The following is a 644-nucleotide window of genomic DNA, read 5'->3' as shown; positions in this document are numbered from 1 at the left end:
GATAACTGGACGGTGAGGCTGCCCCGATGAGAGCACCATCCTGGGGTTCCGTCATCTGCGAGAGAAGCACCCGCTCAGATTCTTGCGCTGGTCAACGACATCCTTCGCGACAAGGGATTGATGCTGCGCGCGGGCACGGTGGTAGACGCGACACTGATCAGCGCACCGGGCTCGACCAAGAATGCGTCGGTGTCGGGCGAACGCGACCCGGAGATGCACCAGAGCAAGAAAGGAAACCAGTGGTATTTCAGCATGGAAGGGCACATTGGCGTGGACGCCGAAAGCGGGCTGGCGCACACGGTGCGGGGCACGGCGGGCAACGTCAACGACGTGGTTGAGGCCAACAGTCTGCTGCATGGCGAGGAAACTGACGCGTTTGGCGATGCGGGCTATCAGGGCGTGGAGAAGCGTCCGGACGCGCGAGCAGGCGTGAACTGGCACGTGGCGAAGAAGCCAGGCAAACGTCGCGTTCTGGACCAAAGCAAACCGCTTGGCGCGCTCGTCGATCAGGTCGAGCGAATCAAGGCGGGCATCCGGGCAAAGGTCGAGCATCCGTTCCGGGTCACCAAGCGGCAGTTCGGCTACACCAAGGTCCGCTATCGAGGGCTGAGGAAGAACACCGCGCAACCCATAACCTTGTTCGT

The 644-nt window shown here is 62.1% G+C and carries 1 pseudogene; it reads left to right on the top strand.

The annotated features are described in order from the left end of the window. A pseudogene (locus tag MKD38_RS30795) lies at positions 1-644 on the top strand (IS5 family transposase); the annotation flags it as partial.

The organism is Cupriavidus sp. WGlv3, assembly GCF_023952475.1.
In the GTDB taxonomy this organism is placed as follows: domain Bacteria; phylum Pseudomonadota; class Gammaproteobacteria; order Burkholderiales; family Burkholderiaceae; genus Cupriavidus; species Cupriavidus phytorum.
This window is presented reverse-complemented; position numbering and strand designations above follow the sequence as displayed.